A 24,982-nucleotide genomic window follows, 5' to 3' on the forward strand; every position below is an offset into this window, starting at 1 on the left:
CCTCGTCCCGGGCGCCGGGACGAGGGGAGAGCTTCCTGTGCCTGGGCGGGGTCAGCGCGGGTCGCCGACCAGCTCCCGCTCGCGGTGCGCGGCCGGGTCCTTCTCCAGCGCGGCGCCCTCGACGTCGAGCACCGGCAGCCAGCGCAGCCAGCGCGGCAGCCACCAGGCCCGCTCGCCCAGCAGCGCGAGCGCGGCCGGCACGAGCACCATCCGGACGACGAAGGCGTCGACGAGGATGCCGATCGCCAGCGCGAACGCGATCGACTTGATGGTCGGCTCGCCGGCCGGCACGAACCCGGCGAACACCGAGAACATGATCAGCGCGGCCGCGACGACGACCGGCGCTGCCTGCCGGAATCCGGTGCGGATGGCCTCCATGGGCGGGGTGCCGTGGGTGTGGGCCTCGTGCATCCGCGACACCAGGAACACCTGGTAGTCCATCGCCAGGCCGAACAGGATGCCGATCACCAGGATCGGCGTGAGGCTCAGCAGCGGGCCGGTGGAGTCGAGGTTGACCACGTCGGCCAGCCAGCCCCACTGGAACACCGCCACGGTGGCCCCGAGCGCGGCGCCGATGGTCAGCAGGAAGCCCAGCACGCCGACCAGCGGCACCAGCAGTGACCGGAAGACCAGCACGAGCAGCACCAGCGCCAGCCCGACGACGAGCAGCAGGTACACCGGCAGCGCCTCGTCGAGGCTCTGCGCGACGTCGACGCTGACCGCCGTCGCCCCGGTGACGGAGGCCTCGACACCGTCGACGCCGGCGAGCCGGTCGCGCAGGTCGGTGACGAGCTGCTCGGTCGCCTCGCTGCTGGGACCGGACTCCGGGACGACGGTCAGCAGCGCCGCGGTGTCGTCGGCGTTGGGCACCGGCGGGGCGACGACGGCGACGTCGTCGAGGTCGGCGAGCCCGGTGCCGACCTGCGCGGCGGCCGCGGCGGCCCCGTCGCCCTCGAACAGGACGGTGATCGGCCCGTTGAAGCCCTCGCCGAAGCCCTCGGCGAGCAGCGCGTCGGCGCGGGCGGCGGAGGTGCCCTCGGCCGGGGTCTGGATGAGCGTGGTCCGCATGGAGGCGACCGGGATGGCGACGGCGGCCAGGGTGACGATCGCCAGCAGCAGCCAGGCCACCGGGCGGTGCGTCACGGTCGCGATCCAGCCGGCGAGGAAGCCGCGGTCGCGGGCCGGGGCGGGGGAGCCCGCGGCGGCGGTGCGGCGGCGGCGCGGCAGCACCCGCTGCCCGAGCAGCGACAGCACCGCCGGCACGAGCGTGAGGGCCACGAGGACCGCGACGACGATCGTGCCGGCCGCCGCCAGGCCCATCTGGGTCAGGAACGGGATGCCGGCGACGAACAGCCCGGCCAGGGCGATGACGACGGTCAGGCCGGCGGTGACCACCGCGGAGCCCGCCGTCCCCACGGCCAGGCCGATCGAGGTGCGGACGTCGGTGCCGCGCAGCAGCTCCTGGCGGTGCCGCGTGACGATGAACAGCGTGTAGTCGATGCCGACGGCCAGGCCGAGCATCGCGGCGAGGATCGGCGTCGTCGAGGACAGGTCGGTGAAGCCGGTGGCGATGGTGATGCCCAGGACACCGACGCCGACACCGACGAGCGCGGTCATCAGGTTCATGCCGGCGACGGCCAGCGCGCCGTAGGTGACGGCCAGGACCACGAGGGCGACGACCACGCCGATGACCTCCGACGGTCCGCCGACGGCCGGCACCTCCTCGACGGCCTGGCCGGTGACGGCGACGGTCAGCCCGCCGTCGCCGTCGGCGTCCTCGACCGCCGACAGCAGGGCCTCCCGCTGCTCGGGGGTGACGCCGCCGGGGGCGTCGTAGCTGACGGTGCTGTAGGCGGTGGTCAGCTCGGCGTTCACGCCGGGGGCCGCGGGGTCGAGCGGGTTCGTGGCCGAGGCGACCCCGGGCAGGCCGGTCAGCGTGCCGACCAGCCCGGTGACCGCCGCGGCGTTCTCCGGCGTGGTCAGCTGGGCGCCCTCGGGCGCGACGACGACGACCCGCGCGCTCACGCCGCCGGCCGCGCCGCCGAACTCCTCGCCGATCCGCTCGAGCGCGGTGGTGGACTCCTGGCCGGGGATGGCGAAGTCGGTCGAGGTCTCCCCGGCGAGGGTGGCCGCGCCGGCACCGCCCGCCACGAGGACGAGGAGCCACACGGCGAGGACGGCGAACCGGTGCCGTGCGGAGGAGGTCCCGAGACGGGACAACAGGACTGCCATGGGGGATCAGGCCTCCGCCTGCTGGGGGTGGGAAGGGAGGGTGCGCGGACGGCGGTGTCCGAGCGCGTCGAGACAGGTGGCGACGACCAGCGGGCGCCACTCGGTGGTGCGGTCGGCCTCGTGGGCCGCCAGGGCGAGGACGGCGAGGGCGCCGAGCGCGCCGACGACGCGCACGGTGCGCTCGGGGTCGGCGTCGTCGTCGGGGTCGACGCCGAAGGCCTCGAGGACCGCGTGCTCGGGGCTGCCCGTCTCGTGCACGACACCGTCGGCGAGCTCGGTCACCGGGGCCAGCAGCATCGCGACGACGCCCGGGTGGCCGAGCGCGACGTCGACGAGGAGCTCCACGGCCAGCCGGTCGCGCGCGGGCCCGGGAGGCAGGTGCGCCACCCCGTCGAGCACCCGCCGGCCGAGCGCGTCGGCGTGGGCGAGGACCGCCTCGTGCAGCGCGTCCTTGCTGGGGAAGTGGTGCAGCAGCCCCGCCTTGGACAGGCCGACGGCGTCGGCGACGTCCTGGACGGAGGTCTTGGCGTACCCGCGACGGGCGAACAGTCCGGCGGCGCGGTCGAGGATGCCCTCGTCGATCTGCTGCCGGAAGGGACGCGCCACGTCCGCACAGGCTACGCGCCGACCGACCGAAACGGTCGGTCCACCGTCCGGTCCGGTCGGGATGTCGGTTCGGTCGTCGCCGGTGGGACGTCCTTCCCGCGGGCTCCCGGCGCGGGGGACGGCGTCCCGGTCATCCGTACGCCCGCGCCCCGGCCCGGCTCACAGCAGGTTGCCAGGCAGCACCCCGGAGGAGGACAGGTCGGCCTCCCACCCTCGCGGTGACCGCCGAGGAGGCGCCGATGTCCGGATCCCCCGCTCGTCTCCGGCCGCGCGGTCGCCCCCGCCCGGGTCGGCCCCGCCGGTGACGGCCGCGCTCGCGCCCGCGGGCCTGCTCGACGCCACCGGCGCCGCGCTCGCCGACCACCTGGCCGCCCACGGCCCGCTGCCGGCGGCCGACGCCGCCGCGCTCGCCGGGTCCGCCGGCCTGACCGCCCGGGGCGGCCTGCCGGCCGCGGGGCGCATCCGCTCGGTCGCGCAGGCGGCCCTCACCGCCCGGCGTGCGCCGGTGGTGGTCGCCGACGGCGTGGGCGGGGACCCGGCGGGACTCGGGGACCGGGCGCTGCTCACCCGGGCGCCGCACCTGGTGCTCGACGGTCTCGCCCTGGCCGGCCGCACGCTCGGTGCGACGACGCTGGCGCTCGCCGCGCCCGCCGACCGGCTGGCCACCGTCCTCCGCGCCGTCGCCGAGCGCGGGGACGCGGTGCGGCTCGACGTGGTGGTACCGCCGTCACCGGTGGGCGGCCGGCCGACCCTCGTGCTCGACGTCGAGACCCTGGCCCGGCTCGCGCTGCTCGCCCGCGGGTGCACCGGGCCGGCGGGCGCCCGGCTGGTCACCCGCCGCTGGGAGGCCGCCGGCGTCCCGCACGCCGACGTCGTCGACGCCGACCCCGGCACCCGGTTGGCCGACCTGCTGCCCCTCGGCGGCGCGCGGGCCGTGCTCGTCGGGGGCGGGTCCGGCACCTGGGTGCCGGCCGCGGCCGCGCGGGGGCTGCGCCTGGACGGCGCCGACCTCGCCGCCGTGGGCGCGCACCCGGGTGCCGTCGTGCTGGCCGCGCTGCCGGGCGACCGCTGCGGGCTGCTCGAGACCGCCCGGGTGGTCGCGGCCCTGACCGGCGACCCGACCGGCGCCCCGGCCGGCCGCTGCGGGCCCTGTGCCGACCACCTGTCCCGCGTCGCCGCCGCGCTGGCCGCCACCGTGCCCCCGCCGCCGGGGCTGCTCGACGACGTCGCCGGCCGGCCCGGGTGTGGCGCGTGCCGGCACGCCGACGGCGCCGCGCGGCTGGTCGCCGGTGCGCTGGAGGTGTTCGCCGACGAGGTGACCGCCCACCGGTACGGCTCGTGCACCGCGACGTCGTGGGCGCCGTTCCTCCCCGTGCCCGCGCACGTCCGGTGACCGGCAGGAGGGCCCGTCGTCAGACGGCGGTGGCGGTGACGAAGGTGCACACGCCGTCGCCGGCGGTGGCCCGCTGGCGGATGCCGGCCAGCCACAGCAGCGCCATCTCCACGCGGTAGGCAACCCGCATCGGTCCCCGGTAGAGGGTGTCGCCGGCGGTGGTGACCTCCAGGGACCCGAACCCGGCGAGCCGGACGTGCTCGGTGAGCATCCAGTCCGGCAGCAGCGTGATGTGGCCGGGGGAGTGGTAGTGGCGCGGGCCGAAGATGTAGGGGGCGCCGCGCAGCAGGGTCAGCAGCCGCGAGTGCGGGTGCGTGACGTTGGGCGTGCTCACCAGCAGCCGGTCACCGGGGCGCAGCAGGGCCCGGATCGAGCGCAGCACCTGCCGGGGGTTCTCCACGTGCTCGAGCGTCTCCACGCAGACGACGAGGTCGAACGGGCCGCGGGTGTCCTCGCTCCAGTGCGGGTCGTCGAGGTCGAGCCGGTGGATCCACTCGTGCGGCGGGTCGAGGTCGGTGGGGACGACGTCGATGCCGGCGTCGCGCAGCCGCAGCGCCAGGGCGCCGCAGCCGGATCCCACCTCGAGCACCCGCCCGCCCGCGGGCAGCGCCGCGCGGACCAGCTCCGCCGCGTACTCGTGCACCCCAGGGGCGGCGTGCACGCCGTGTCCCTGGTAGGTGCGGACGGCAGGTGTCCGCCGGCCGTCCCGGTGCGCCACGGTGTCCGCTGCTTCTCCCACCGGCCCACCTTGTCACCGACCCGCCCGCCCCGCAGACGTCACGCCGGGCACCGCCGGACGACACCGGCGGGACACCTCCGGGCCACCTCGCTGGTGACGATGGGGAGTGCCCGGATCGCGCTCCGCGGCCGGTCCTCCCGCTCCCGCACCCGAGGAGAGACGTGTCCGGTTCCCACTCGCACGGCACCGGTGGTCACCACCACGACCACGGGCACGACCACGCGCACCCCCACCCCCACGACGGCGACGCCGGGTACGCGCCCTACGGCGACGCCGCGGTGCCCGACGCGGCGCTGACGCCGGGCGACCTGTCCCGCCGCCGCTTCCTGCAGGCCGCCGGCGTCCTCGGGGTCACCGTCGGTGCCACGGTGGCCGGCGCCCCCCGCGCCGCGCAGGCCGCCCCGCGCCCCGGCCGGGGCGGCGCCGGCGGCTACACCTGGCTCAACGGCGACCACCACATCCACACGCAGTTCAGCCCCGACGGCCTCTACACCGTCGGCCAGCAGGTGGAGCAGGCCCGGCGCAACGGCGTGGACTGGCTGGTCATCACCGACCACGGCTCCGCGGCCCACGCGCGGCTCGGCGTGGAGGCCGTCAACCCCGAGATCCGGGCCGCCCGGGACGCCCACCGCGGCATGCTGGTGTTCCAGGGCCTGGAGTGGAACATCCCGGCCGCCGAGCACGGCACGGTGTTCGTCGCCCCGAACGCCAACGAGGTCGCCGTCCTCCGCGAGTTCGAGAACCAGTTCGACGGCGCGGTCCGCGGCACCTCCGCGAGCTCGCCGGCCAACGAGGAGCAGGCCGTCCTGGGCATCCGGTGGCTCGGCCGGCAGATGACGGGCGGCCGCACGCCCAACGCGCTGTTCCTCGCCAACCACCCGGCCCGCAACGGCCTGGACTCGCCGCACGAGATCCGCGCCTGGAACGACGCCGACCCCCGGATCGCGGTCGGCATGGAGGGCGCGCCGGGCCACCAGGCCGCCGGCATCCCCACGCCGGAGGGGCCGGGCGAGGAGCGCGGCTACTACGGCAACGGGCCGGGGGCGAACAGCTTCCCCGGCTACCCGCTGGAGTCCTACCGGACCTTCGGGGGCTTCGACTGGATGACGGCGCGGCTCGGCGGGGTCTGGGACTCGCTGCTGGCCGAGGGCCGGGGGTGGTGGATCACCGCCAACTCCGACTCGCACTCGGTGTACCGCGACAGCCTCGTCCGCCCCGCGGGGCAGGACACCCGCGCCTGGTTCGACGCCGACGGCCAGTACCCCGACCCGGTCGACAGCGGTGTCCCGGACCCGACGCGCGGCGACTTCTGGCCCGGCTACTACTCGCGCACCTGGGTCGGCGCCGCCGGCCGCGACTACGGCGCGGTGATGGACGGCCTGCGCGCCGGCCGGGCGTTCGTCGTGCACGGCGACCTGGTCGACGCCCTCGAGGTGACCGTCCGGGGCGCCGGGGGCGGCAACGCGCCGGGCACCCTCGGGGAGCAGGTCCGGGTGGGCCGCGGCGAGAACGTCCAGGTGCAGATCCGGATCACCCCGCGGCGGCGGCCCAACGCGAACGGCGACGTCCCGGTCCTGCGCCGGGTCGACCTGATCGCCGGGCCGGTCACCGGCCCGGCCGCTGACCGCGACACCCAGACGGCGCCCGAGACCACCGTGGTGCAGTCCTTCGAGGTGCGCGGCCGCGGGCAGGTCGTCCTCGACCACACCTTCCGCCGGGTCGACCGGCCGTTCTACCTGCGGCTGCGCGGGACCGACGGCAACTTCTCGGCACCCGGCAGCATCGAGCCGCGGCTGGACCCGGCGGGCAACAGCGACCCGTGGACCGACCTGTGGTTCTACTCCAACCCGGTGTTCGTCACCGTCGCCTGAGTCCCGTGCCCGAGTCCGCCCCCGGCGACCGCTGGGTCGCCGTCTGCGGCCCGCCGCGCGCGCTGGCCGAGGTCGAGCACCGGCTGCTCGACCTCGGCCGGCGGGCCGGCGGCGCGGTCGAGGTGGTGACCCACGTCGTGCGGGTCCCGGAGGGCAACCACCACGCGGGCACCCTGCGCGTGCGCGGGCCGGCCGCCGCCGACGGCTGGGCGGAGCCGGGGGAGGCGGTCGTGGTCTGCGACGAGGACGGGGAGGTCCTCCTGGCCGGGGACCCCGGGCACCGCGACCACGCCGTCGCCGCCGTCCGGGCCCACCGGGCCCGGGCCTCCGGGCGGCTGGTCCGCTTCCCCGGCCAGGACGCGCTGCCCGACGTGCTGCCGCTCGGCGAGCTGACCGGCCGGTGCGCCGTCGAGGCGGTCGACCTCCTCGGCGTCGCCGACGACCCGGGGCTGGTGCTGCGCACCCGTGGGCACGTCCGGCCCCAGTTCCGCGACGGTGTCGTGGTCCTGCCGGTCACCGCCTGGGACGACGGCGAGGTGTGCCCGTTCGAGGGGCCGCGGCCGCGCGCCTGCTGCAGCGACCACTGACCCGCCGGCGGCCGGCCGTCAGGTGCGGGCGCCGTGGTGGACGACGCGGCCCTTGCCGGCGCGCTTGGCCGCGTACATCGCCGCGTCGGCGCGGGCCATCAGCTCGTCGGCGCCCGCCGCGGCGTCGCCGGCGCCGAGGGCGACCACGCCGGTGCTCGCACCCACCGCCCGGGTGTGCCCCGCGACGGTGAAGGGCACGGCCATCGCCGCGGTGATGCGCGCGGCGGCCTCGAGCGGGTCCCCGCCGTCCTCGAGCAGCGCGGCGAACTCGTCCCCGCCGAGGCGGGCCACCGTGTCGCCGCCGCGCAGCGCGCCGGTCAGCCGCTCCGACACCCGCATGAGCAGCTCGTCGCCCGCGGCGTGGCCGAGGGTGTCGTTGACGGCCTTGAAGTCGTCGAGGTCGAGGAAGACGACGGCGACCGGCCGCATGTCCCGCGCGTGCAGGGCCAGGGCGTGCTGGAGGCGGTCGAGGAACAGCGAGCGGTTGGCCAGGCCGGTCAGCGGGTCGGAGAAGGCCAGGTGCCGCAGCTGCGCCTCGCGGGCGGCCAGGTCGTCGGCGAGCCGGACGTTCTCCCGCACGGTCATGTACTGGCGGGCCATGAGCGCGGCGATGACCACGGTGGCGGCCAGCAACTCGCCACGGGACATCGGCGTGCCGGCGAGGCTGCGGGCCAGGGCGGTCGCGAGCGCGACGGAGACCGGGGCGTAGGGCAGCAGTGACGCCCGGGTGCCCGTCCGGCGGCGCTCGCCGGGGTCGGAGCCGGCCGGCGCGAGCGGGGGGCACAGCCCCGCGGCGGCGAGCAGCACGAAGGCGGCCGCCCAGCCGGCGTCGGCGACCCCGCCGTCGTAGCTGCTGGTCGCGGCGAGGTAGGTGAAGGCGCTGTCGGCGACGGCGAGCGAGGTCACCCCGGCCGCGACGAGGTTGAGCGGCCGGCGGTCACCGGCCGTCCGGGTGACCAGCAGGACGGCGAGGACGACGAGGGCGGTGTCGGCGACGGGGTAGGCGGCCAGCAGCAGGCGGACGACGACGTCGTGGCCGGTGTCCTCGCGCAGGACCGCACCCAGCGCCGTCTGCCAGCTGACCAGGCCGACCGCGCCGGTGCTCATCACCGCGTCCAGGGCCCGCTGGCGGCGGCCGGTGCGCCCGCCGCCGGCCGGGTGCACGACCAACGCGACCACGGCGAGGACGGCGAACCCGAGGAAGCCGACGTCGGCCAGCGAGGGGAACGGTGCCTCGCCGCGGGCCGCGAGCGCGGCCCAGTACACCTGCCCGGCGCACCACGCCGCGCAGGCGGCCGACAGCGACCACCACGCGGCGCGCATCCGCCGCCCGGTGCTCCGGACGGCGTGCCGGCCGGTGGCCGCCGCGGCGGCGCCCGCGGCGAGGGCCTGGGTGACGTCGGAGACGAGCGGCGCGACGGAGGGCGGCAGGAGCGTCGTGCTCAGCATGCCGGTGGCGCACACGCCGACGAGCAGCGCGCCCAGGTGCGGGGCTGGGGGGAGGGGCCGGGCCATGCGGGGCTGCTTCCGTCGGCGGGGAGCTGTCCCCCTCCTGATCGACCCCCGGCCGTCCCCGGCACACCCCCCGCCGGGGTGATCGGCTCAGCCGCGTCCGGCGAGGACCCGCGCCTGCTCGGCGCACAACTCGGCCGGCGCCTGGGGCGCCGACCGGCACAGCCGCGGGAAGGCGAGGAAGCCGTGGGGCATGCCCACGTACTCGGTCAGCCGCACCGGCACCCCGGCGCGTCGCAGGGCCGCGGCATAGCGGGTGCCGTCGTCGCGGATGGGGGCGTGCTCGGCGACCTGGACCAGGGCCGAGGGCAGCCCGGTGAGGTCCTCGGCGAACAGTGGGGACGCGTACGGCTGCCGGGGGTCATGGCCCCCGAGGTAGTGGTCGCGGAAGGCCAGGCAGTCGGCCTCGGTGAGGATCGGGGCGGAGGCGTTCTCCTCGATCGAGGGGCCGCTCATCGTGAGGTCGACCGACGGGTACACCAGCCCCTGGTGCGCGATGGCGGGCCCCGAGCGGTCCCGGGCCATGAGGCTGACGACGGCGGCCAGGTTGCCGCCCGCGCTGTCGCCCATGACCGCGACCCGTGCGGGGTCGACGCCGTGCTCCGCGGCCCGGCCGACGACGTCGACCAGCGCGGCGTAGCAGTCCTCCGCGGCGGCGGGCCAGCGGTGCCCCGGCGCGAGCCGGTAGTCCACCGAGACGACGACGGCGCCGACGGAGGCCGCCACGTTGCTGCACGGCCAGTCGCCGGAGTCCAGGTTCCCCAGCGTCCACCCGTCGCCGTGGAAGTGGACGACCAGCGGCAGCGGGCCGCCGTCGGCGCCCTGGGGCCGGTAGGTGCGCACCGGCACGGGACCGACCTCGCCGCGCGCCGTCCCGTCGGTGAGCCGCACCCCGCGGGCGACGCCGTCGAGCAGCAGGTCGGTGACGGGGTTGTGCCCGATCGACTGGTGCTGGGCCCTCCGCAGCCGCTGCTCGTCCATCGACGAGATCGACACGCGGCCCAGCAGCCGCCCGAGCACCCGCACCCGCAGGTCCATCCGTGCCACGTGCCGCTCCTCTGTCTCGCTGCCGGTGTCCCGGTCAGTGCTCGGCGAACCAGGCCCAGCCGAGCCCCGGGACGACGATCCTGCCGTCCTGCACCGGGAGCCGGCCGTCGCTGCCGGCCACCTGGGGGAAGGTGCCCAGCCCGGTGACGGTGTCGGCGTCGACCGGCTGGGGAGCCGGGGCCACGTTGGCCACCCCGACGAAGGTCCCGTGGCGCGGGTGCCGGCGGCGCCACACCAGGACGGTGTCCTCCCCGGCGCTGACGCCGGCGCCGAGGACCTCCGACGCGACGTCGCCGGTCAGCGCGGGCAGCGACCGGCGGGCCCCGCCCAGCCGGCGCAGCGCGGCCCAGACCCGGCCCTCGACGCTGCCGGGGTCGGCGGTGCGGGCGGCGGCCGCCCAGTCCAGCGGGGGGCGGTGCATCCACCGGTTGTCCGGCGCGAGGGCGGGGTCGGCCAGGTAGCCGGCGTCGTTGCGCTGGGCCAGCTCGTCGCCGGAGAACAGCAGCGGGATGCCGCCGAAGCCGTAGGCGACGGAGTACAGCAGCTCCAGCCGGCGGATCCCCGCCTCCAGGGCCGCGTCGTCGCCGCGCTCCAGGGCGTCCTCGATGCCGCACAGCGACGCCGTGGTGCCCGAGATCCGCGCGTCGCCGGTGGCCTCGTTCTCCTGGAACAGCGCGCCCCGGGCGAAGGAGCCGGGGAAGCGGCCGGAGTAGAAGTCGTTGAGGAAGCGCCGGTGGGCGAACCCGTCGAGGCCGACGGCGGCGGCGTCCTCGTCGGTGACCGCCCAGCCGATGTCGTCGTGGCCGCGCACGTAGGTGCACCACGTCGTCGACGGGGGGATGGGCTGCATCCGCTGCAGGGACTGCCGCGCCAGGCGGACGTCGCCGGTGGCCAGGCAGCTCCACAGCAGCACCATGAGCTGGTTGTGGTAGGCCAGCTCGCACTCCGGGCGCTCCCGCTCGTGCGCGCCGAGGTACCGGACGAGGTCGTCGGGGGCGACGATCGCCTCGGCCTTGAAGACGACGCCGGGCGCGGCCAGCCGGGTCAGCGCGTGCAGCACCTGCAGCAGCAGGTGGGCCTCCGGCTCGTTCTGCGAGGAGGTGCCCAGCCGCTTCCACAGGAACGGGACGGCGTCCATGCGGAACACGTCGACACCGCGGTTGGCCAGCCAGGTGATCTCGCCGAGCATCGCGAGCGTCACCTCGGGGTTGGTGTAGTCGAGGTCCCACTGGTAGGGCCAGAACGTCGTCCGCACCCAGCCGCCGGCGCCGCCGAGGGCCTCGGGCACCCAGCTGAACGACCCGGGCGCCCGGTCGGGGAACACCTCGGGAGTGGTCGCGTCGTAGGCGTCGGGCAGCGCCCGGTCGGGGAAGGCGGTGTAGAAGTCCGCGTACGCCGGGTCGCCGGCCAGCCAGCCGCGCGCCCACGGGTGCTCGCGGGCGGTGTGGTTGACCACCAGGTCGATGCACAGGCTCATGTCGCGCTCGTGCAGCGCGGCGGCGACCGCCTCGAGGTCGGCCATCGTGCCCAGCCGCGGGTCGACGGCGCGGTGGTCGGCGACGGCGTAGCCGCCGTCGTTCTCGCCCTCGCGCGGGCACAGCAGCGGCATGAGGTGCAGGTAGGTGGTGCCGAGCTCCTCGAGGTGGTCGAGCCGGCCGGGCAGCCGGTCGAGGGTGCCGCAGAAGCGGTCGACGTAGCAGACGTAGGCCTGCACGCGCGGCGACTGGAACCAGCCGGGGTCGATCTCGCGGCGCCGGTCGAGGCGGCGCAGGGGCGCGGGACGCTCGGCGGCCGTCCGCAGCGCGGTCCGCAGCGCGCGGTGCAGCACGTCCGGGGCCCGGCCGCCGTAGAGCACGGCCAGGGCCGCGCGCACGTCGGGCAGGCACAGCGCGGCCCGGGTGAGGAAGGCGTCGGCCTCGTCCTCCCCGAGCGCGGCGACCGCCTCCGCGGCGAACCCCTCCGGCAGCACGGCCGTCGTCGTCCCGTTCCCCCGGCTCATGGATCCTCCGTATCCCGTTCCGGCCGTGCCCGCACCTGGGCGGGGCCCCAGACTGACCGGCATGCCCACAGCCGTCCCGCCGTCCCGCCCGCCCCACCGCCGCCGGCACCGGCCGTGAGCCGCGGGCTCGTCCTCGGCGGTGGCGGCATCGCCGGCATCGCGTGGGAGATCGGCCTGCTGTCCGGGCTGGCCGCGGCCGGTGCCGACGTCCGCGACGCCGACCTGGTCGTGGGCACCTCGGCCGGCTCGATCGTGGGCACGCTGCTGCGCACGGGCGCCGACCTCGAGGAGCTCCACGCCGCGCAGCTGGGCCCGGTCCCGGCGACCGAGCGGGCCGTCGCGTTCGACGGCGCCGCCTTCGCCGCGACGGTCGCCGGGGCGCTGGCCGGCGCGCGCGGGGAGCAGGAGTCGCGAGCGCGGGTCGGCGCCCTGGCGCTGCGGGCCGAGACCATGCCGGAGTCCGAGCGGCGGGCGGTCATCGGCGCGCGCATCGGGTCGCCGGAGTGGCCGGCCGCCCGGCTCGTCGTCACCGCGATCGACACCGCCGACGGGGAGTTCCTCGCCGTCGACCGCGACACCGGCTGGCCGCTGCTCGACGCCGTCGCCGCCTCCTGCGCCGTCCCCGGCGTCTACCCGCCGATCACCGTCGGCGGCCGGCGCCTCATGGACGGCGGGCTGCGCTCGCCCACGAACGCCGACCTGGCCGCCGGCTGCGACCGCGTGCTCGTCGTCGCGCCGACGGGCGGGTTCCCGGGCAGCCCGCTGGGTCCCTCCCTCGACGACGAGCTGGCCACCCTGCGCCGCGACGGCGAGGCGCACCTGGTCCTCGCCGACGACGCGGCGCTGGCGGCGTTCGGTCGCAACCCGCTCGACCCGGCCACCCGCGCACCCGCCGCCCGCGCCGGCCGCGCGCAGGCCGAGCGGGTCGCCGGCGAGGTCCGCGCGTTCTGGGGCTGACGCCCGCCGGACCCGGAACGGGCCGGGCTCAGGCGAGGACGCGGACGGCGAGGACGGCGACGTCGTCGTCGGTGCGGGCGGGCAGCACCCGGGTGAGCAGGCGGTCGCACAGCGCGTCGGCCGGCAGCCCCTGCAGGCCGTCGAGCGCCCCGGCGACCCGCTCCAGCCCCTCGTCGATGCCGCCCCGGTCGATCTCCACCAGCCCGTCGGTGACCAGGACGAGCGTCTCCCCGGGCGCGACGGTGGTGGCGTGGTCGGTGCGCGCGCCGGGGTCGCCGGTGCCGAGCAGCCGCTCCGGCGGGGTGGTGAGCAGCCGCACCCCGCCGTCGGCGGCGAGCAGCAGGGGCGGCAGGTGCCCGGCCGACGACCAGCGCAGCAGCCGGCCGTCGCCCTCGCCGGCCGGCTCCAGCCGGGCGACCAGCGCGGTGGCCAGCGTGCCCACGTGCAGCCCGGCCAGGACGCGGTCGACCCGGTCGAGCGTCCCGGCCGGGCCGGCGGGGGAGTCGTAGGCCAGCGTCCGGACGGCACTGCGCAGCTGCGCCATCGCCGCGGCCGCCTCGACGCCGTGGCCGGTGACGTCACCGATGACGAGCACCGTGGCCCCGCCGGGCAGCTCGAACGCGTCGTACCAGTCGCCGCCGACGAGGTCCTCCGACACCGCCGCCCGGTAGCGCACGGCGAGCTCGAGGCCCGGGGGCTGCGGCGGCGGGGTGAGCAGGCTGTGCTGCAGCGTCTCGGCCACCCGCAGCTGCCGGCCGTAGAGGCGGGCGTTGTCCAGCGCCAGCGCCCCGCGCCGGCCCACCTCGACGGCGAGGGCGACCTCGGCGGGCCCCGCCGGGAGGCGGTCGCCGCAGCGCACCAGGGACAGGACGCCGATCGCCGAGCCGCGGGCCCGCAGCGGGACGAACAGGCTCGACGTCGGGTCCAGCAGGTCCCAGGCGGCCCGCACGGGGCCCTCGGGCAGGGACTCGGGCCCGAGGTCGGGCTCGAGCTCGGTGAGGTGCACCGGCTCCCCGGAGTGCAGCGCGGAGACGAGGGCGGCCTGGTCGCGGGGCGCGGTCACCCGGCCCGCCAGGTAGGTGTCGACGGCGCCGAGCAGGTCCGGGTCGCGGTGGGCGCGGGCGACGCCTCCGGGCGCCCCGTCGCCGGCGAGGACGGTGACCGTGGCCCAGTCGGCCAGCCGGGGGACCACCAGGCGGGCGAGCCGGTCGGCGGCGGTGCCGGAGTCCAGGCTCTCCGCCAGGGCGTCGGTGACCTCCGCCAGGAAGCGGTAGCGGTCGCGTTCGGCGTCGCGCTCCCCGTCCCCGGTGGGTCCACTCACCTCGGCTCCGTCCCGTCCCGGGCCTCCTCCGGCGACGGGGACGCAGCGTACGCGAGCAGACCCCCGCGACCGGCGCGCTCGCGACCGGCGGCTCAGCCGCCGCGGCGCGCGCGGTAGCGGGCGGCCCGCCTGGCCGCCGCCGCGCGGCGGCGCTCGGACTCACGGGCGTCGCGCTGCAGCCCCGCCCGGTCCCGGACGGCCTGTGCCGAGCCCGCGGCGTAGCCGGCCTTCTTGACCCGGTTCTCCACGGCCTCGGTCATGTAGGCGAGGGAGAAGGCCATGCCCAGGATCAGCCCGCCGAGCGCGGCCAGGCCGCGGATCCAGAACTCCCCGGGGACGAGCAGCAGCACCAGCCCGATCGGGACCGCGAGCTGGACGAGCGTGCGGGCCACGTGCCGGAGCACCCACGTGCCCGTCGTCGTGTCGTAGAGCACCCAGGTCCGGTGCCGCCCGGGGAGCCCGGCACCCATCGCGTAGGCCACCCACCGCAGCGGGCCGGGGCGGACGCGCCCCCCTCCGTCCGACGGTGCCCGCGCCTCCACGTCCCCTGTCTACCCCTCCGGACGCGATCGCGGGCCGCCGACCCGACGGACGGCACGGCCGAGCCGGGGCCACACTGGAGAGCGGACGGGGGTGGGGCGCATGCCGATGACGAGCCTGCGGGGAGCCGACTTCGCCTCGGCGGTCGCGGCGCAGGGCATCGTGCTGGTCGACGTCCGGACGTCGCGCTCGGGCAGCAGCCGGGCGTTCAGCGCGGTGTTCGAGGCGGCGGCCGGCCGGCACCCGGACCTGCGCTTCGTCGCGGTGGACGCCGACGTCGAGCCGGTGCTGGCCGCCGAGCTGGGCGTGCGGTCGACGCCCACGCTGATGGTGTACCGCGACGGCGTGCTGGTGTTCGCCGAGCCCGGGTGGCTGCCCGGTGACTCGGTGGACCTGCTGGTGGCCACCGTCCGCGACCTCGACATGGCCGCGGTGCGGGCGACCTTCCCCGCGCCGATCGAGCGGTACCCGCGCTGATCGGGGCGGCGCCCGTGCGCCGGACGCCGACCCGGTGCCGTCCCCGGACCGCGGGGACGGCGTCAGGTCGACACCGGGCGCGCCGGCGCCGGGACCCGCGGTCCTCCGTCAGGCGGCGAGCACGACCACCAGCGTCCGGGGGCCGTGCACGCCCTCGACCCGCTGCAGCTCGATGTCGCTGGTGGCCGAGGGGCCGCTGACCATCGTGATCGGTGCGACGGGGTCCAGGCGGGCCAGCGCGTCGGGCACGTCGGGCACCACCTGGGCCGCCTCGACCACGCACACCAGCACGTCGGGCAGCAGCGACAGCGCCCGCCGCCCCGACAGCGGCGAGCCGTCGAGGACCAGCGTGCCGGTCTCGGCGACCGCCGTCGCCACCCCGGTGAGCGTCGCGGCGAACGCGGCGAGCCCGACCGCCGGCCGGCCGTCGTCCTCGGTGGACCCCTCCGGTCGCCAGGCGGCCGGGACCCCGGGGGCGACGACGACGTCGGCGGGGGACCAGCCCCCGCCCAGCGCCAGGTCCAGGCCGCGGACGACGGTGGCGCCGACCTCGCCGGGCGCGCAGCGCAGCACGGTGGCGCGGTAGTCCTCGACCCGGTCGGTGAGCAGGTCGAGCAGCTCGGCGGCCGGGAGGTCGCGCGGCGACGGCAGCGGCGGGACGTCGACCCGCGGGCGGTCGGCCCCCAGCGCGGTGCGGATCCGGCCGAGCACCTCCTCGCGCGCGCTCACTGCCGGTGCTCCTCGGTCCACTGCTGCACGAACGACTTCCGGGGCGGGGTGGGCAGGTCGCGGCTGCGGGTCCAGGCGCTCGCCGGCGGCGGAAGGGCAGCGGGCAGCGTCGGCTTCCCGCGGGCGAGGAACCGGCCGAGCCCGGCGGCGCGCTGGGCCAGGTGCCACAGCCGCGGGTTGCTCATCACCCGCGCCAGGCCGCGGAAGGCGACGGCCTCGGCGGTGGGCCGCGTCTGCGCCTCGACGTGCTCGCCGCGCAGGTGCACGAGGATCGAGGGGATGTCGATGGCCACCGGGCAGACGTCGTAGCAGGCGCCGCACAGCGACGAGGCGTAGGGCAGCGAGGCGTTGTCCTCGACGCCGGTGAGCTGCGGGGACAGCACCGCGCCGATCGGGCCGGGGTAGACCGAGCCGTAGGCGTGCCCGCCGGTGCGCTCGTAGACCGGGCAGACGTTGAGGCAGGCCGAGCAGCGGATGCAGTGCAGCGCCTCGCGGCCCACCTCGTCGGCGAGGACCGCCGTCCGCCCGTTGTCGAGCAGCACGAGGTGGAACTCCTGCGGCCCGTCGCCGGGGGTCACGCCGGCCCAGGTGGAGGTGTAGGGGTTCATCCGCTCGCCGGTGGAGGAGCGGGGGAGCAGCTGCAGGAAGACGCCGAGGTCCTCCCAGCGCGGCACGACCTTCTCGATGCCCATGACGGTGATGAGCGTCTGCGGCAGGGTCAGGCACATCCGGCCGTTGCCCTCGCTCTCGACGACCGACAGCGTGCCGGTCTCGGCGACGGCGAAGTTGGCCCCGCTGACGGCGACCCGGGCGCGCAGGAACCGCTCCCGCAGGTGGGTGCGCGCGGCCATCGCCAGCCGGCGGGGGTCGTCGGTGAGCCCGGGGTCGACGCCGGGGATGGTGCGGCGGAAGATCTCGCGGATCTCCGAGCGGTTCTTGTGGATGGCCGGCACGAGGATGTGGCTGGGGGAGTCCTCGCCCAGCTGCACGATCAGCTCGGCCAGGTCGGTCTCGATCGCCTCGATGCCGGCGGCCTCGAGCGCCTCGTTGAGTCCGATCTCCTGGGTGGCCATCGACTTGACCTTGACAACCTCGCGGCTGCCGGTCGCCTGCACCAGCCCGGTGACGATGCGGTTGGCCTCGGTGGCGTCCCGCGCCCAGTGCACGGTCCCGCCGCGGGCGGTGACCTGCCGCTCGAGCTCCTCGAGGTGCTCGTCGAGGCGGGCCATGGTCGCGGCCTTGAGCGCCTTGCCGGCCTGGCGCAGCTGCTCCCAGTGCGGCACCTCGGCGACGACGGCGGCGCGCTTGCCGCGGATCGTCGTCGTCGCCCGGCCGAGGTTGGCGCGCAGCTGGCCGTCGCGCAGGGCGGTGCGGGCGGCGTCCGGGAAGGACTGCGTGCCGCGCAGGTGGCCCACGCCGCGGGGTGCCGTGGGCAGGCCGAGGAACGTCGTCCCGGAGCGGGGGGCGCCGGGCGCGAGGGGCGTCGGCTCGGCGCGGGAGTCCTGCGGCGTCGTCGTCACCGGTTCGCCTCCCACGCGCGAGAGGCGGTCACGCCCGGACCGCCGGGCGGGTGGTCTGGGTGGGGCTCACGTCGTCCTCCGTCGAGGCCAGGATCTCGGCCAGGTGCACCGTGCGGGTGCCCGAGCGCAGCCGCGACAGCCCGCCGCCGATGTGCACCAGGCACGAGGAGTCCCCGGCGGTGCACACCTCGGCGCCGGTGGACAGCACGTTGGCCATCTTGTCGGTGAGCATCGCCGTCGAGGTGTCGGCGTTCTTCACCGCGAAGGTGCCGCCGAACCCGCAGCAGGACTCCGCGCCGGGCAGCTCCACGAGGTCGAGCCCGCGGACGGCGCGCAGCAGGGCGAGCGGCCGGTCGCCGACCCGCAGCAGCCGCAGCGAGTGGCAGGTCGGGTGGTAGGTGACCCGGTGCGGGTAGTAGGCGCCGACGTCGGTCACCCCGAGGACGTCGACGAGGAACTGCGACAGCTCGTAGGTGCGCCCGGCCAGCGCCTGCGCCTCGTCGGCCAGCGCGTGCTCCCCGGCGCGCCGGGCCACCATCGCCTGCTGGTGGTGGATCGAGGCGACGCACGAGCCCGACGGCGCCACGACGGCCTCGGCGCCGGCGAAGGCGCGCACGTGGTTGGCCACGATCGGCACCGCCTCGCGCCGGTAGCCGGTGTTGACGTGCATCTGCCCGCAGCAGGCCTGCGTCGGCGGCACGACCACCTCGTGGCCCAGCCGCTCCAGCAGCACCGCGGTCGCCCGCGCCACCTGGGGCACCACGGTGTCGACCAGGCAGGTGGCGAACAGCGCGACCCTCACGGGCCCTCCTCCCGGTCGGCCGTCCTGTCGCGGCGGACCATGCTCGACTCGCGGACGACGAGCGTCGGCTCGAAGACCTCCTGCACGTGCACGTGTCCGTCCCCGCGGGCCTCGTCGAGCAGCAGTTCCGCGGCCCGCGAGCCGAGGGCCTGGCGCGGCTTGCGCACCGAGGTCAGCGGCACCGCGGCGGCCGCGGCGAAGTCGATGTCGTCGTACCCCACGATGGCGAACTCGTCGGGTACCCGCACCCCCTGGCGCACCATCTCCTGCAGCACGCCGAGCGCCATGAGGTCGTTGGCGCACACCGCGGCGGTGGGCCGGTGGGCGGCGGGCATCCCGACGATGCGGGCGGCGGCCTCGCGGCCGGCCGCCACGGTGAGCGCCTCGGTGGAGAGGACGACGAGCGCGTCGTCGCTGCCGGTGGCCTCCCGGACGACGGCCTGCACGCCGGCGAGCCGCTCCTGCACCTGCGGCAGGTCCGAGGCGCCGCCGATGAAGGCGATCCGCCGGTGCCCGCGCTCGAGCAGGTGCCCGCCGGCCAGCCGGCCGCCGAGGACGTCGTCGACGGCGACCGCGCACTGGTCGGCCGACGGCGCCCGGCGGTCGACCAGCACCACCGGCACGCCCCGGCGGCGCAGCGTCTGCAGGTGCGGGTTCAGCTCGCCGGTGGGGGTGATGAGCACGCCCTGCACCCGCTGCTCGGCGAGCACGTCGAGGTGGGCGCTCTCCTTCTCCGGGCGGTCGTCGGAGTTGCAGAGGAACACCGCCAGGCCGGCCCTGTTGGCGACGTCCTCGACGCCGCGGGCGACGTCGGTGAAGAACGGGTTGGCGATGTCGAGCACGACCAGGCCGATGGTGCGGCTGTGCCCGGCGCGCAGGTGACGGGCCGACTCGTTGCGCACGAAGCCCAGGACGGCGATCGCCGACAGCACCCGCTCGCGGGTCGGCGCGCTCACCACGTCGGGCCGGTTGAGGACGTTGCTGACCGTCCCGACCGAGACCCCGGCACGCTCGGCGACGTCGCGGATGCTCGCGGCCACGGCGTCTCCTCCCGGGGGTCGGGGCTCGGGACGGGACACCGTCCGGTGCCGTGATGGTCGTCGCTGTCCTGAAACGTGTCAAACACCCGTCACGAGCCGTAGGGGACCGCCGCGGTGTCTCATGACACCGATTGACACGGTCCCGAGCGGCGTCCTATGGTCCAGGCCACAGCGTCGCTGAATCGTTTCACGGCAGGAAGGGCCGGCATGTCACGTGCCTGCTTCACCCTCCAGGTCCGCCCCGACCGGCTGGCCGAGTACCGCGCACGGCACGCCGCCGTCTGGCCGGAGATGCTGCGCGCGCTGCGCGACGCCGGCTGGGGGGAGTACCTGCTCTACCTGCGCGACGACGGCCTGCTGGTCGGCGTCGTGGAGACCGACGACCTCGCGGCCGCCCAGGCGGCCGTGGACGCCACCGAGGTGAGCGGCCGCTGGGAGGCCGAGATGGCGCCCTTCTTCACCACCGGCGACGGCCGTGGCAAGGCCACGCTCGACCTGGTCTTCGACCTCGACGCCCAGCTCGCCGCCGCCGGCGAGCACCCTCCCCGTCCGAACGGAGACGCCCCGTGACCACCGACCTCCGCGCCCGCGCGCTCGCCGCGCTGGCCGACCAGACGATCGAGCTGCCCTCCTGGGCGTTCGGCAACTCCGGCACCCGCTTCAAGGTGTTCGGCCAGCCCGGCGTGGCCCGCGACCCGTTCGAGAAGATCGAGGACGCCGCCCAGGTGCACCGCTACACCGGCGCCGCGCCGCGAGTGTCGCTGCACGTCCCGTGGGACCTCGTCGACGACTTTGCCAAGCTCGCCGCGCACGCCGCCGACCTCGGCGTCTCGATCGGGGCGATCAACTCCAACCTCTTCCAGGACGACGACTACCGGCTCGGGTCGCTGACCCATCCGGACGAGGCCGTGCGGGACAAGGCGATCGCCCACCACGCGCAGTGCGTCGACGTCATGCGCGCCACCGGCTCGACCGACCTGAAGTTGTGGCTGCCCGACGGCACCAACTATGCCGGCCAGGACGACCTGCGCGGCCGCCAGGAGCGCCTCGCCGACTCGCTGCAGCAGGTCTACGCCCTGCTCGACCCGGGCCACCGGCTGCTGCTCGAGTACAAGTTCTACGAGCCGTACTTCTACGCGATGGACATCCCCGACTGGGGCACCTCGCTGCTGCACTGCATGGCCCTCGGCGAGCAGGCGACGGTCGTGCTCGACACCGGCCACCACGCGCCGGGCACCAACATCGAGTTCATCGTCATGCAGCTGCTGCGGGTGGGCCGCCTGGGTGCGTTCGACTTCAACTCGCGCTACTACGGCGACGACGACCTGATCGTCGGGTCGGCCGACCCGTTCCAGCTGTTCCGGATCATGAACGAGATCGTCGCCGCGGACGCGCTGCTCGGCGCGGGCGTCAACTTCATGCTCGACCAGTGCCACAACATCGAGCCGAAGATCCCCGGGCAGATCCGCTCGGTGATGAACGTGCAGGAGGCCACGGCGAAGGCGCTGCTGGTCGACCGCGAGGCGCTCGCCGCGGCCCAGCGGTCCGGTGACGTGCTGGCCGCACACGGCGCGCTGACCGACGCCTTCAGCACCGACGTCCGCCCCCTGCTCGCCGAGCTGCGAGAGTCGAAGGGCCTCGACGCCGACCCCTACGCCGCCTACGCCCGCTCCGGCCACCAGGAGCGCATCGCCCGCGAGCGCGTCGGCGGCACCCAGGCCGGCTGGGGCGCCTAGCCCCTCCTGCCTCCTCTCCCCGGCGAGATCACGTGATCTCGCACGGATCAGCCCCTCCCACCGTGCGAGATCCCGTGATCTCGCCGGGTCCAGGAACCCGGAAGGAACCACCCGTGACCAACCCCGTGGTCAGTGAGCTGCTGGGCCGGAGCAACCGGCTGGGCGCCGACCCGCGCAACACCAACTACGCCGGGGGCAACACCTCCGCCAAGGGCAGCGAGACCGACCCGGTGACCGGCCGGCCGGTCGAGCTGCTCTGGGTCAAGGGCTCCGGCGGCGACCTCGGCACGCTGCAGGAGTCCGGCCTGGCCGTGCTCCGGCTGGACCGGCTGCGCTCGCTGGTCGACGTCTACCCCGGCATCGACCGCGAGGACGAGATGGTCGCCGCCTTCGACTACTGCCTGCACGGCCGCGGCGGCGCCGCCCCGTCAATTGACACCGCCATGCACGGTCTCGTCGACGCCGCACACGTCGACCACCTGCACCCCGACTCCGGCATCGCATTGGCCACGGCGGCCGACGGCGAGGCGCTCACCCGCGAGTGCTTCGGCGACCGCGTCGTCTGGGTGCCGTGGCGCCGTCCCGGCTTCCAGCTCGGCCTCGACATCGCCGCCATCAAGGAGAAGAACCCGCAGGCCATCGGCTGCGTCCTCGGCGGGCACGGCATCACCGTGTGGGGGGCGACCAGCGAGGAGGCCGAGGCCAACTCCCTCGACGTCATCCGCACCGCCGAACGCTTCCTCGCCGAGCGGGGGGAGGCCGAGCCGTTCGGTGCCGTCGTCCCCGGCTACGAGGCGCTGCCCGAGACCGAGCGCCGCCGCCGCGCCGCCGAGCTCGCGCCGGTCATCCGCGGGCTGGCCTCCACCGACCGGCCGCAGGTCGGCAACTTCACCGACTCCGACGTCGTCCTGGAGTTCCTGTCGCGGGAGAAGCTGGCGCCCCTCGCGGCGCTGGGCACCTCCTGCCCCGACCACTTCCTGCGCACCAAGGTCCGCCCCCTGGTGGTCGACCTGCCGGCGAGCGCCCCGGTCGAGGACGTCGTCGCGCGGCTGCGCGAGCTGCACGAGGAGTACCGCGCCGAGTACGCGGCCTACTACCAGCGGCACGCCACCCCCGACAGCCCGCCGATGCGCGGCGCCGACCCGGCGATCGTGCTGGTCCCGGGCGTAGGCATGTTCAGCTTCGGCGCGAACAAGCAGACCGCGCGCGTGGCCGGTGAGTTCTACGTCAACGCGATCAACGTCATGCGCGGCGCCGAGGCGGTGAGCACCTACGCCCCGATCGACGAGAGCGAGAAGTTCCGCATCGAGTACTGGGCGCTGGAGGAGGCCAAGCTCCACCGGATGCCGAAGTCCAAGCCGCTGGCCTCGCGCGTCGCGCTGGTGACCGGGGCGGCCAGCGGCATCGGCAAGGCCATCGCCGAGCGGCTGGCGCGCGAGGGCGCGTGCGTCGTCGTCGCCGACCTCGACCTGCAGAAGGCCACCGACGCCGCCGCCGGCATCGGCGGCGCCGACGTCGCGATCGGGGTGGCCGCCGACGTCAGCGACGCCGAGGCCGTGGCCACCGCCTTCCGCGAGGCCGTGCTGGCCTTCGGGGGCGTCGACCTGGTGGTGAACAACGCCGGCCTGTCGATCTCCAAGCCGCTGCTGGAGACCACCGAGCAGGACTGGGACCTGCAGCACGACGTGATGGCCAAGGGCAGCTTCCTCGTCTCGCGCGAGGCCGCCCGGATCATGATCGAGCAGGGGATGGGCGGCGACGTCGTCTACATCTCCTCGAAGAACGCGGTGTTCGCCGGCCCGAGCAACATCGCGTACTCCTCCACCAAGGCCGACCAGGCGCACCAGGTCCGGCTGCTGGCCGCCGAGCTCGGCGAGCACCAGATCCGGGTCAACGGGATCAACCCCGACGGGGTCGTCCGCGGGTCGGGCATCTTCGCCGGCGGCTGGGGCGCCAAGCGCGCCGCGGTCTACGGGGTGCCGGAGGAGGAGCTGGGGCAGTTCTACGCCCAGCGGACGCTGCTCAAGCGCGAGGTGCTGCCCGAGCACGTCGCCGACGCCGTCTTCGCCCTGACCGGCGGCGAGCTCTCCCGCACCACCGGTCTGCACGTCCCGGTCGACTCCGGCGTCGCGGCCGCGTTCCTGCGCTGATGTCCGCCTTCCGCGCGCGAAAGGGGGATGGGTGAGCCGGGAGCTGACCCTCGCGGCCGTCGACCTGGGCGCCTCCAGCGGCCGGGTGATGACCGCGCGGGTCGGCCCGGGGCGGCTCGACCTCGCCGAGGTGCACCGGTTCCCGAACCGGCCGGTGCGCACGGCGGGCACGCTGCAGTGGGACGTGCTGTCCCTCTACGCCGGCGTCCTCGACGGCCTGCGCGCGGCCGGCCGCGAGAGCAGCGGCGTCGACGCCATCGGCATCGACAGCTGGGCGGTCGACGTCGGCCTGCTCGACGCCGACGGCGCGCTGCTGGGCAACCCGGTGCACTACCGCGACGCCCGGCACGGGACCGCGGTCCCGGCCGTGCACGCCGCCGTCCCGCCCGCGGAGCTCTACCGGGTCAACGGGCTGCAGCACCTGCCGTTCAACACCGTGTTCCAGCTCGCCGCGATGCGCGGGACGGCGCGGTTCGCCGCGGCCCGGCAGGCGCTGCTGGTGCCCGACCTGCTGGCGTACTGGCTCACCGGGGCCCGCGCCGCCGAGGTCACCAACGCCTCCACCACCGGGCTGCTCGACGCGACGACGCGGCAGTGGGCTCCCGGCCTGCTCGAGCGGCTCGAGCTGCCGCGCGACCTCCTGCCCGGCCTCGTGCAGCCGGGGGAGGAGGTCGGACGGCTCACCGCGGAGGTGCGCGCCGAGACCGGCCTGGGCGAGGTGCCGGTGATCGCCGTCGGGTCGCACGACACGGCCTCGGCGGTCGTGGGCGTGCCGGCGTCGTCGGACCGGTTCGCCTACGTCTCCTGCGGCACCTGGTCGCTGGTGGGCGTGGAGCTGGACGGGCCGGTGCTCACCGAGGCCGGGCGCGCCGCCGGGTTCACCAACGAGCTCGGCGTCGACGGCACGGTCCGCTACCTGCACAACGTGATGGGCCTGTGGCTGCTGCAGGAGTCGCTGCGCACGTGGGCCGCCTCCGGGCTGCCGGCGGACCTGCCCGACCTGCTCGCCGCCGCGGGACGGGTGCCGGCGTTCACCGCGGTGGTCGACGTGGACGACCCGCGGTTCCTGCCGCCCGGCGACGTGCCGGGCCGCCTCGCGCAGGCGTGCGGGGAGACCGGGCAGGCGCCGCCGCAGGGCCAGGCCGAGACGGTGCGCTGCATCGTCGACAGCCTGGCGCTGGCCTACCGCCGGACGGTGCGGCGGGCGCAGGAGCTGTCCGGCCGCGCGGTCGACGTCGTGCACCTGGTCGGCGGGGGAGCGCGCAACGCCCTGCTCTGCCAGCTCACCGCCGACGCCTGCGGGCTGCCGGTCCTCGCCGGTCCCGTCGAGGCCGCCGCGCTCGGCAACGCCCTCGTGCAGGCCCGGGCGCTCGGCGCGGTCACGGGTGGCCTGGGGGAGATGCGCCGGCTGCTGCGGGACACCCAGCAGCTGGTCGAGTACCGCCCCTCGGGTTCGGCCGCGGCCTGGGACGCCGCCGAGGCGCGCGTCGCCGGCTGACCGGAACGCGGGGCCTCGTGCGCGTCCCGGCCGGGCGCGCGGCATCGGCCCACGGGCGGCGCCTCCGCCGGCCGGTGGGGAGGGGCCGTGACCGGTCCGGCGGAGCGTCGCCGACGGCGACCACGGCGACGACCTCGCCCACGAGGCCACCGCCGGCGGGCGACCGCAGCCGGCACCCCCGGCGCCCGCGGTGCCGCCCGCCAGGGCGGCCGGCGGCGACCCCGGA

The 24,982-nt window shown here is 76.4% G+C and carries 21 protein-coding genes; 9 read left to right on the forward strand and 12 right to left on the reverse strand.

Translation table 11 applies throughout. From position 1 onward, the window contains the following. Positions 1 to 51: 51 nt before the first annotated feature. Entirely contained in the window at positions 52 to 2,232 is a 2,181-nt protein-coding gene (locus tag BM165_RS10840) for an MMPL family transporter (RefSeq protein WP_075013569.1), read from the reverse strand. A gap of 6 nt (positions 2,233 to 2,238) precedes the next feature. After that, on the reverse strand, positions 2,239 to 2,838 hold the full coding sequence (locus BM165_RS10845) for a TetR/AcrR family transcriptional regulator (protein ID WP_075013570.1): 600 nt from the start codon (positions 2,836 to 2,838) through the stop codon (positions 2,239 to 2,241). Positions 2,839 to 3,139: 301 nt separating this feature from the next. Between BM165_RS10845 and BM165_RS10850 the strand changes: the two genes are divergently transcribed. After that, entirely contained in the window at positions 3,140 to 4,231 is a 1,092-nt protein-coding gene (locus BM165_RS10850) for a hypothetical protein (protein WP_075013571.1), read from the forward strand. A 19-nt stretch (positions 4,232 to 4,250) separates the two neighbouring features. Here BM165_RS10850 and BM165_RS10855 read toward each other — a convergent pair whose 3' ends face one another. Beyond that, on the reverse strand, positions 4,251 to 4,970 hold the full coding sequence (locus tag BM165_RS10855; protein WP_075013572.1) for a class I SAM-dependent methyltransferase: 720 nt from the start codon (positions 4,968 to 4,970) through the stop codon (positions 4,251 to 4,253). A 161-nt stretch (positions 4,971 to 5,131) separates the two neighbouring features. Here BM165_RS10855 and BM165_RS10860 point away from each other — a divergent pair, with 161 nt between their 5' ends. Together BM165_RS10860 and BM165_RS10865 are read left to right on the forward strand one after the other, a co-directional pair. Next, complete coding sequence (locus BM165_RS10860) at positions 5,132 to 6,841, forward strand: PHP domain-containing protein (protein ID WP_075013573.1); 1,710 nt, start codon at positions 5,132 to 5,134, stop codon at positions 6,839 to 6,841. A 5-nt stretch (positions 6,842 to 6,846) separates the two neighbouring features. After that, positions 6,847 to 7,428, forward strand: coding sequence for a hypothetical protein (locus BM165_RS10865; protein WP_075013574.1), 582 nt, complete (start codon positions 6,847 to 6,849; stop codon positions 7,426 to 7,428). An 18-nt stretch (positions 7,429 to 7,446) separates the two neighbouring features. On the opposite strand, the gene BM165_RS10870 is transcribed toward BM165_RS10865, so the two are convergent. The 3 genes from BM165_RS10870 to BM165_RS10880 form a co-directional block, all read right to left on the reverse strand. Next, positions 7,447 to 8,943 carry a GGDEF domain-containing protein gene (locus tag BM165_RS10870; protein WP_075013575.1) on the reverse strand — a complete coding sequence of 499 codons (1,497 nt, stop codon included), beginning with the start codon at positions 8,941 to 8,943 and terminating at the stop codon, positions 7,447 to 7,449. Between the two features lie 87 nt (positions 8,944 to 9,030). After that, positions 9,031 to 9,978, reverse strand: coding sequence for an alpha/beta hydrolase (locus tag BM165_RS10875; protein ID WP_244274195.1), 948 nt, complete (start codon positions 9,976 to 9,978; stop codon positions 9,031 to 9,033). 43 nt (positions 9,979 to 10,021) lie between these two features. Beyond that, a complete protein-coding gene (locus tag BM165_RS10880) occupies positions 10,022 to 11,986 on the reverse strand; it encodes an alpha-amylase family protein (protein WP_075013577.1) in 1,965 nt (654 codons plus the stop codon). 114 nt (positions 11,987 to 12,100) lie between these two features. Here BM165_RS10880 and BM165_RS10885 point away from each other — a divergent pair, with 114 nt between their 5' ends. Next, positions 12,101 to 12,943, forward strand: coding sequence for a patatin-like phospholipase family protein (locus BM165_RS10885; protein ID WP_075013578.1), 843 nt, complete (start codon positions 12,101 to 12,103; stop codon positions 12,941 to 12,943). 28 nt (positions 12,944 to 12,971) lie between these two features. On the opposite strand, the gene BM165_RS10890 is transcribed toward BM165_RS10885, so the two are convergent. Beyond that, positions 12,972 to 14,264: a PP2C family protein-serine/threonine phosphatase gene (locus tag BM165_RS10890; RefSeq protein WP_075013579.1), complete on the reverse strand. Its 1,293-nt coding sequence runs from the start codon at positions 14,262 to 14,264 to the stop codon at positions 12,972 to 12,974. Between the two features lie 92 nt (positions 14,265 to 14,356). Further along, positions 14,357 to 14,806, reverse strand: coding sequence for a DUF5313 family protein (locus tag BM165_RS10895; RefSeq protein ID WP_075013580.1), 450 nt, complete (start codon positions 14,804 to 14,806; stop codon positions 14,357 to 14,359). 100 nt (positions 14,807 to 14,906) lie between these two features. Here BM165_RS10895 and BM165_RS10900 point away from each other — a divergent pair, with 100 nt between their 5' ends. Next, the gene (locus BM165_RS10900; protein WP_075013859.1) at positions 14,907 to 15,281 is read left to right on the forward strand and encodes a thioredoxin family protein; all 375 of its coding nucleotides are present in this window, start codon (positions 14,907 to 14,909) and stop codon (positions 15,279 to 15,281) included. Between the two features lie 108 nt (positions 15,282 to 15,389). Here BM165_RS10900 and BM165_RS10905 read toward each other — a convergent pair whose 3' ends face one another. From BM165_RS10905 to BM165_RS10920, 4 genes are read right to left on the reverse strand one after another with little or no spacing between them, the layout of a single operon-like run. Further along, entirely contained in the window at positions 15,390 to 16,010 is a 621-nt protein-coding gene (locus BM165_RS10905; RefSeq protein WP_075013581.1) for a LutC/YkgG family protein, read from the reverse strand. Beyond that, positions 16,007 to 17,530, reverse strand: coding sequence for a LutB/LldF family L-lactate oxidation iron-sulfur protein (locus tag BM165_RS10910; RefSeq protein ID WP_083427256.1), 1,524 nt, complete (start codon positions 17,528 to 17,530; stop codon positions 16,007 to 16,009). Before BM165_RS10910 ends, BM165_RS10905 begins: the two co-directional genes overlap by 4 nt. Positions 17,531 to 17,558: 28 nt before the next feature. Continuing rightward, positions 17,559 to 18,332, reverse strand: a complete 774-nt coding sequence (locus BM165_RS10915; RefSeq protein ID WP_075013582.1) for a (Fe-S)-binding protein — start codon at positions 18,330 to 18,332, stop codon at positions 17,559 to 17,561. Further along, the gene (locus BM165_RS10920; RefSeq protein WP_075013583.1) at positions 18,329 to 19,372 is read right to left on the reverse strand and encodes a LacI family DNA-binding transcriptional regulator; all 1,044 of its coding nucleotides are present in this window, start codon (positions 19,370 to 19,372) and stop codon (positions 18,329 to 18,331) included. The genes BM165_RS10915 and BM165_RS10920 overlap by 4 nt, the downstream gene beginning before the upstream one ends. A gap of 207 nt (positions 19,373 to 19,579) precedes the next feature. Here BM165_RS10920 and BM165_RS10925 point away from each other — a divergent pair, with 207 nt between their 5' ends. From BM165_RS10925 to BM165_RS10940, 4 genes are all read left to right on the forward strand, one after another. After that, positions 19,580 to 19,942 (forward strand): L-rhamnose mutarotase, encoded by a 363-nt coding sequence (locus BM165_RS10925; protein ID WP_075013584.1) that lies wholly within the window; start codon positions 19,580 to 19,582, stop codon positions 19,940 to 19,942. After that, positions 19,939 to 21,108: an L-rhamnose isomerase gene (gene rhaI, locus BM165_RS10930; RefSeq protein ID WP_075013585.1), complete on the forward strand. Its 1,170-nt coding sequence runs from the start codon at positions 19,939 to 19,941 to the stop codon at positions 21,106 to 21,108. Before BM165_RS10925 ends, rhaI begins: the two co-directional genes overlap by 4 nt. 113 nt (positions 21,109 to 21,221) lie before the next feature. After that, positions 21,222 to 23,258, forward strand: a complete 2,037-nt coding sequence (locus tag BM165_RS10935; RefSeq protein ID WP_075013586.1) for a bifunctional rhamnulose-1-phosphate aldolase/short-chain dehydrogenase — start codon at positions 21,222 to 21,224, stop codon at positions 23,256 to 23,258. 31 nt (positions 23,259 to 23,289) lie between these two features. Then, entirely contained in the window at positions 23,290 to 24,756 is a 1,467-nt protein-coding gene (locus BM165_RS10940) for a rhamnulokinase (protein ID WP_075013587.1), read from the forward strand. The last annotated feature ends 226 nt before the right edge of the window (positions 24,757 to 24,982 follow it).

This window comes from Geodermatophilus obscurus, assembly GCF_900115395.1.
Taxonomy (GTDB): domain Bacteria; phylum Actinomycetota; class Actinomycetes; order Mycobacteriales; family Geodermatophilaceae; genus Geodermatophilus; species Geodermatophilus obscurus_B.

What these genes read in the sequence shown, in the direction of transcription:
- BM165_RS10840 (WP_075013569.1), bottom strand. Translation starts at nt 2,232, where the DNA reads ATGGCAGTCCTGTTGTCCCGTCTCGGGACCTCCTCCGCACGGCACCGG.
- BM165_RS10870 (WP_075013575.1), bottom strand. Translation starts at nt 8,943, where the DNA reads ATGGCCCGGCCCCTCCCCCCAGCCCCGCACCTGGGCGCGCTGCTCGTC.
- BM165_RS10875 (WP_244274195.1), bottom strand. Translation starts at nt 9,978, where the DNA reads ATGGACCTGCGGGTGCGGGTGCTCGGGCGGCTGCTGGGCCGCGTGTCG.
- BM165_RS10880 (WP_075013577.1), bottom strand. Translation starts at nt 11,986, where the DNA reads ATGAGCCGGGGGAACGGGACGACGACGGCCGTGCTGCCGGAGGGGTTC.
- BM165_RS10900 (WP_075013859.1), top strand. Translation starts at nt 14,907, where the DNA reads ATGCCGATGACGAGCCTGCGGGGAGCCGACTTCGCCTCGGCGGTCGCG.
- BM165_RS10925 (WP_075013584.1), top strand. Translation starts at nt 19,580, where the DNA reads ATGTCACGTGCCTGCTTCACCCTCCAGGTCCGCCCCGACCGGCTGGCC.